The 5552-nt window shown below is 67.8% G+C and carries 8 protein-coding genes; 7 read left to right on the top strand and 1 reads right to left on the bottom strand.

Features of this window, described 5'->3' with window-relative positions; genetic code table 11:
* Window positions 1-121 precede the first annotated feature (121 nt).
* The 7 genes from OXC99_07415 (at window position 122) to OXC99_07385 (ending at window position 4526) form a co-directional block, all read left to right on the top strand.
* Complete coding sequence (locus OXC99_07415; protein MCY4624812.1) at window positions 122-673, top strand: hypothetical protein; 552 nt, start codon at window positions 122-124, stop codon at window positions 671-673.
* Between the two features lie 25 nt (window positions 674-698).
* On the top strand, window positions 699-1559 hold the full coding sequence (locus OXC99_07410) for a methylenetetrahydrofolate reductase (GenBank protein ID MCY4624811.1): 861 nt from the start codon (window positions 699-701) through the stop codon (window positions 1557-1559).
* Window positions 1560-1593: 34 nt separating this feature from the next.
* Window positions 1594-2586: an aldo/keto reductase gene (locus OXC99_07405; GenBank protein MCY4624810.1), complete on the top strand. Its 993-nt coding sequence runs from the start codon at window positions 1594-1596 to the stop codon at window positions 2584-2586.
* 108 nt (window positions 2587-2694) lie between these two features.
* A complete protein-coding gene (locus tag OXC99_07400) occupies window positions 2695-3021 on the top strand; it encodes a DUF2442 domain-containing protein (protein MCY4624809.1) in 327 nt (108 codons plus the stop codon).
* Window positions 3022-3027: 6 nt separating this feature from the next.
* Window positions 3028-3288: a DUF4160 domain-containing protein gene (locus OXC99_07395; GenBank protein ID MCY4624808.1), complete on the top strand. Its 261-nt coding sequence runs from the start codon at window positions 3028-3030 to the stop codon at window positions 3286-3288.
* Between the two features lie 74 nt (window positions 3289-3362).
* Window positions 3363-3902 carry a carboxymuconolactone decarboxylase family protein gene (locus OXC99_07390; GenBank protein ID MCY4624807.1) on the top strand — a complete coding sequence of 180 codons (540 nt, stop codon included), beginning with the start codon at window positions 3363-3365 and terminating at the stop codon, window positions 3900-3902.
* A 27-nt stretch (window positions 3903-3929) separates the two neighbouring features.
* Window positions 3930-4526 (top strand): GNAT family N-acetyltransferase, encoded by a 597-nt coding sequence (locus OXC99_07385; GenBank protein ID MCY4624806.1) that lies wholly within the window; start codon window positions 3930-3932, stop codon window positions 4524-4526.
* A 99-nt stretch (window positions 4527-4625) separates the two neighbouring features.
* Here OXC99_07385 and OXC99_07380 read toward each other — a convergent pair.
* A partial coding sequence (locus OXC99_07380) for an amidohydrolase family protein (GenBank protein MCY4624805.1) occupies window positions 4626-5552 on the bottom strand: 927 nt, incomplete at its 5' end.

Below are 5552 nucleotides of genomic sequence, written 5' to 3'. Positions count from 1 at the left end.
GCTGTCGCGCGCGCGTGCCGGCGCGCCGCGGGAGGTGGGTGGGGGGGGGGGGAGGGGGGCGGGGCCTCGCCCCGCAGGCCGTGCGGCAGAAAGCCGCAAACCCCGAAGACGGAGGTGCACGATGAGCCAGGGGAATATCCAGACACAGGTGATCCGCGTCGGCATTCACACGGTGCCTGACGATCAGCACGGATGGCGCGGCCTGGAGCTGCCGGGCAACCGCAAGCGCAAGTGGTACACGCTGCTTGAGAACGAGCAGTGCCTGGTGACCGCGCTCCTCATTCCGCCGGGTGAGATCGGCGTCCGGCACTCGCATGAGACCGGCGAGCTCAACATCCACTTCTCCAACGGTCTGCCCCTCGTGCGCTGGAACGCGCCCGGCGAGCTGCACGGCGGCCACGCGCCGCAGACGCCCATCGACGACCCCGCGCAGGCGCAGCGGCTCAACGACGCCGAGGAGGCCATTCGCGCCGCCGGACTGACGGCCGTCGCCAACGTCTTCCGCGACCTCGCCTCCGACGTGGCGGGCTTCAGGAAGCTGGTGGAGGAGATGGCGCGGCCCGCGCCGTCCCTCAACGTCGGCATAGACGTGCTCTTCCCGCCCTTCAAGACCACCATCGACGACCCGTCGATTCCCGAGAAGCGCACGGTCATCGGCCAGTGGTACGACTAGCGCACGCTCCGCCGGAGGCGCGCCGATGGCAAGGGTGACAGAGGTCTACGAGGCGTCATCCGGCCCAGTGGCGCTGTGCGATTGCACGCCCCCACGCAGCGCGGACCCGTCCGCCCTTGACGCCGTGGGCGCGGTGGGCGCCGACTTTGCCTGCGTGGCCTACAACCCCGGCAAGCTCCCCCGCGCGGACTCCGTCGCGGCCGCCCTCGCCATCAAATCGCGCACCGGCACGGACGTCGTATTCAACCTCGCCACGCGCGACATGAACAAGATCGCAGTGCAGTCGCGGCTGCTGGGCGCGCAGATGCTGGGGATCGAGAACGTCGTCGTCCTGCAGGGCGACGGGTTCACCGAGGCGGAGGCCGAGCGCGTCAAGGCCGTCAACGACTACACCCCCACCGCGCTTATCGCAGACGCGGCCGCCATGAACGACGGCCTTGACTACCGCGGCTCCAGGCTTCGCGGCGAGACATCCCTGTGCATCGGCGGCACGTTCGATCTCGCCCGTGACCTCGACCGCGAGGTGGAGCTGACGAGGCGCAAGGTGGAGGCGGGCGCGCATTTCCTCATCGCGCAGCCCATCTACGACCTCCGCGTGCGCCACGCCTTTCTCGACGCGTACGAGCGATCGGCCGGCGCGCCGCTGAAACTCCCCGTCTTCTGGGGCGTGCAAGTGCTCGACAAGGACGGCATCGTCCTCGGCAACGTGCCGCCGGAGACCCGGCAGCAGCTCGACGATGGCCGTCCGGGCGTCGACATCGCCGTGGAGCAACTGCGGTCGTTCCTTAACGACGGCGTGCGCGGCGTCTACCTTGTCCCGCCCATCCTGCGTGGCGGCGCGCGCGACTACGAGGCGGCCCGGCAGACGTTGGCAGCGGTCCGCTGAATCCGAGCCGCAAACCCAACCCAAGGAGGCAGCCATGGAATACAGGACGTTCGGCGACACAGGCATTCAGGTCTCCGGGCTCGGGTTCGGCTGCGGCGACGTCGGCGGGCTCATCATCAGGGGAACGGTGCAGGAGCGCGTCGACGCAGTCGCACGCGCGCTGGACGCCGGCATCACCTACTTCGACACGGCCTCGGGCTACGGCCGAGGGCAGTCGGAGATCAACCTCGGCGCCGCGTTGCGGCAGTTGAAGGCGAGTCCCGTCGTCGGCACCAAGGTGCGCCTCATGCCCGAGGACCTCGACGACATCCCCGCCGCGGTTGCGCGTTCCGTGGAGGCCAGCCTCGCCCGACTCGGCATGGAGCGCGTCGATCTCATCCAGCTCCACAACCAGATCGGACCGCAGCGCGGCGAGGGCCAGGCGATTCTGACGCCGGAAGACGCGGTGACGGTCGCAAGCGCGTTCGAGGACCTCAGCAGGCAGGGCAAGGCGGGCGCGTGGGGGTTCACGGCGCTGGGGCACACTGAATCGCTCCACGCCGTCGTGGACAGCGGCCGGTTCAACACGGCGCAGACCAGCTACAACATCCTCAACCCAACCTCAGGACAGGCGGTGACGAGGAACCACCCGTACCAGGACTACGGCATGCTGGCCCAGCGCGCCGCCGACAGCGGCATGGGCATCATCGCCATCCGCGTGCTCGCGGCGGGCGCGCTCAGCGGCACGACTGAGCGGCACTCGCTGGCGGCGCAGTCCGTCGCGCCCATCGGCACCGGCGCCGACCTCGCGTCGGACGCCGCCCTGGCGCACCGGTTCAGCTTCCTCTGGGAGGAGGGCTACGCTGAGGGTCCGGTGCAGGCAGCCATCCGCTTTGTCGTGGGCAACCCGGCAATCTCCACCGCGCTGGTCGGCTACTCCAGCATGGAGCAGCTCGACTACGCCATAGCCGCCTTGGAGCGAGGCCCCCTGCCCGGCGAGGCGCTCGAACGGCTGCAAGCCGTGCGGGAGGGGATGGCGCAGGGGTGAGGAGCGGGCGGAGAGCGGCGACGTGAAGAAGGACGTCCGGTAGCGCCGCACCGTGATACACTACGTCCACGGATGGCGCGGCAGTGAGCGCACTCGATTGGAGCGAGCATGAGCACGGTGGACGACCGCGAGGCGGAGGACGAACTGGCGGGACCGGACGGCGACCTCGTCCGTCCGGTCGCGGTGGAGGCCAGGGGCAAGTACCGCATCTGGCTCAAGTACTCCGACGGCGCGGAGGGGGAGGTCGATCTCTCCGACTGCGCCGGCAAGGGTGTGTTCAAAGTATGGGATGAGCCAGGGGTGTTTGAGTCTGTCCACCTTGATGAGTACAACGCAGTCCAATGGACGGACGACTTGGACATGTGCCCGGTGGCGCTATACATGGACTTGACCGACAAGACGTGGGAAGAAGTATATCCGGACGCCCCTGCATGACCCACCATGCCTGAGCTTAGCCGCTTCTATGGGATAGTCATCCAAATGTACCCTCGGGAACATGGACTGCCGCACTTTCACGCCCGCTACTCGGGAGCAACCGCAATCATAGGCATAGCAAACCTTTACGTGTATGAAAGCGATCTTCCGCGCCGAGCCTTGAGCTTGGTCCATGAATGGGCCGAGTTGCATCAGGGCGAGTTAGGGGAATGCTGGGACCGCATCCGCAATGGCCAGGAGCCCGGCAAGATTGACCCGCTGCCTTAGCTCTCCCCTCGCTTGACGCCCCACCCTCTCACGGGTATCTTCAACGCGCCCTTACTCAGACCGTGGAGGCTCGTATGCCCAGACTGCCGGAAGTAACCCGGGACCAGCTCTCCCCCAACGACCAAGCCATCTACGACGCCATCGCCGCCAGCCGCGGCAGCGTGCGCGGCCCCTTCGCGGCGCTCATGCACAGCCCCGACGTTGCCGGCCGCGCCGCCCACGTCGGCACCTACGTCCGCTTCGAGACGACGGTGCCCCGGCTGCCCCTGGAACTCGCCATCCTCACCATCGCGCGCCACTGGGACGCCCACTACGAGTGGGTCGCCCACGAGATCCAGGCCAAGGACGCCGGCGCTCGCGAGGAGGCCATCGCCGCCATCCGCGACCGCAAGGCGCCGGAGGGGCTGACGGACGACGAGGCGCTGACCGTGAAGTTCACGCTGGAGTTGCTGAACGACCACAAGGTGTCGGACGCGACGTTCAACGCCGTCAGGGACGCGCTTGGCGAGCGCGGCGTCACCGACCTCACCGTCACCGTGGGCTACTATTCCATGATCTCCTGCGTCCTGAACGGCATGGAGATGCTGCCGGAGAAGTCCACGCTGACGCCGTAGCCGTCACGGCGGCGTCCGTTGCACGTCATGCCAACACCACGCATCATCAGACTCGCGACACCGGCGGACGCGCTGCAATGCGCGAGCATCTACGCGCCTCACGTTCGCGATTCCGCCGTGTCGTTCGAGATGGAGCCCCCGTCCGCCGACGAGGTCGCTCAGCGCATCGTGACCACGCTGCAGCGGTTCCCGTGGCTCGTGTGCGTCGACGGGAATGAGGTCACTGGCTACGCCTACGCCGGCGCGCATCGGCAGCGGGCCGCGTTCCAGTGGTCGGTTGAGGTGTCCGTTTACGTCAAGGACGGGCATCACCGGCAGGGCGTTGGGAAGGCGCTGTACACCTCTCTCTTCGCATGCCTGCGCGTCCTCGGCTACTACAATGCCTACGCCGTCATCGCGCTGCCGAACGACGCGAGCGTCGCGCTGCACGAATCGCTTGGGTTCCGGCACGTCGGCACCCTCACCGACGTTGGATACAAGCTGGGGAAGTGGCACCCCGTGGGGTACTGGGAGATGGGGCTGCGGGACCGGTCCGCGCCTGCGCCGCCGGTGAGCGTGCCGGAAGTATCGGGGACCGCGGCGTGGACGGAGGCTGTGGCGTCTGGGGAGCGGCTGCTGGGTTAGCCGGTGGCACTACAACAGACTATCCACGCACGACGGGGCCGCTCGCCCCATAATCTCGTGGGCGAGCGGCCCCGTTCGCTTGCCTGCTACTCTTATCCCCTACTTCACCCCGAGCCAGGGCGCGATGTTCGTGCCCAGGATCTTCTCCTTGTCCTCCTGGGTGATGCCTTCCATGTTCTCGATGCCCGCCGCGGTGTTCGGGTACGTCGACGGCGGGTGCGGGTAGTCGCTGCCGATGATGAAGTTGTCGCTGCCGATGGCCGAGATGGCGCTCGGCAGGCACCACTCGTCGGGCTCGACGGCCACCAGGCACGAGCGCCGGATGTACTCGCTCGGCGGGTTCGGCACGCGCGAGCACTGCGGCTCGACGTGGTGCGTCCGGTCGAGGGTGTACATCAGCCACGGCAGCCAGGAACCGCCGGACTCGAAGAAGACGAACTTGAGGTCCGGGAACTCGTTCAGGACGCCGCCCAGGGTCAGGCTGGCCATGCCCATCATGTACTCGAAGGCGAAACCCAGGTAGTTGCTGATGTGCATGCGGTTCATGCGCTCCCACCCAAGCGTGTAGGTGGTGGGCATGTGGTCGTGCACCTGGCACTGGAACGGGTTGTGGTGGACGTACAGCGGCACGTCAAGCTCGCTGACGGTGCGCCAGAACGGGTACAGCTCCGTGGCGTCGTAGTTCCTGCCGACCCAGTTGCCGTTGATCGTGATCGCCTTCAGGCCAAGGTCCTTGACCGCCCGCGTCGCCTCCAGGCACGACTCCTGGACGTCCTGGAACGGGATGATGGCCGTGCCGATGAGTTGGTCCGGGCACTCCTCCTGCGCGGCGGCCGAGGCGTTGTTGAACGCCTTGGAGAGCGCCAACCTGACGGCGGGGTCGCGAGGGCGCCCGAGCGGCGAGCCGAAGGGGTTGGCGAAGATGCCGTCAGGGATGAGCACCTGCATGTCGAAGCCCGTCTCCGGCAGCAGCGTCACGCGGTCCTGCGCCTCGCCGTGACCGATGGGGCCCGCGCGCCTCGGTGC

This window comes from Chloroflexota bacterium (assembly GCA_026713825.1).
Lineage (GTDB): Bacteria > Chloroflexota > Dehalococcoidia > Lucifugimonadales > UBA1127 > UBA1127.
The sequence above is the reverse complement of the archived record's forward strand: the minus strand, read 5'-3'. Positions and strand labels throughout refer to the sequence as shown.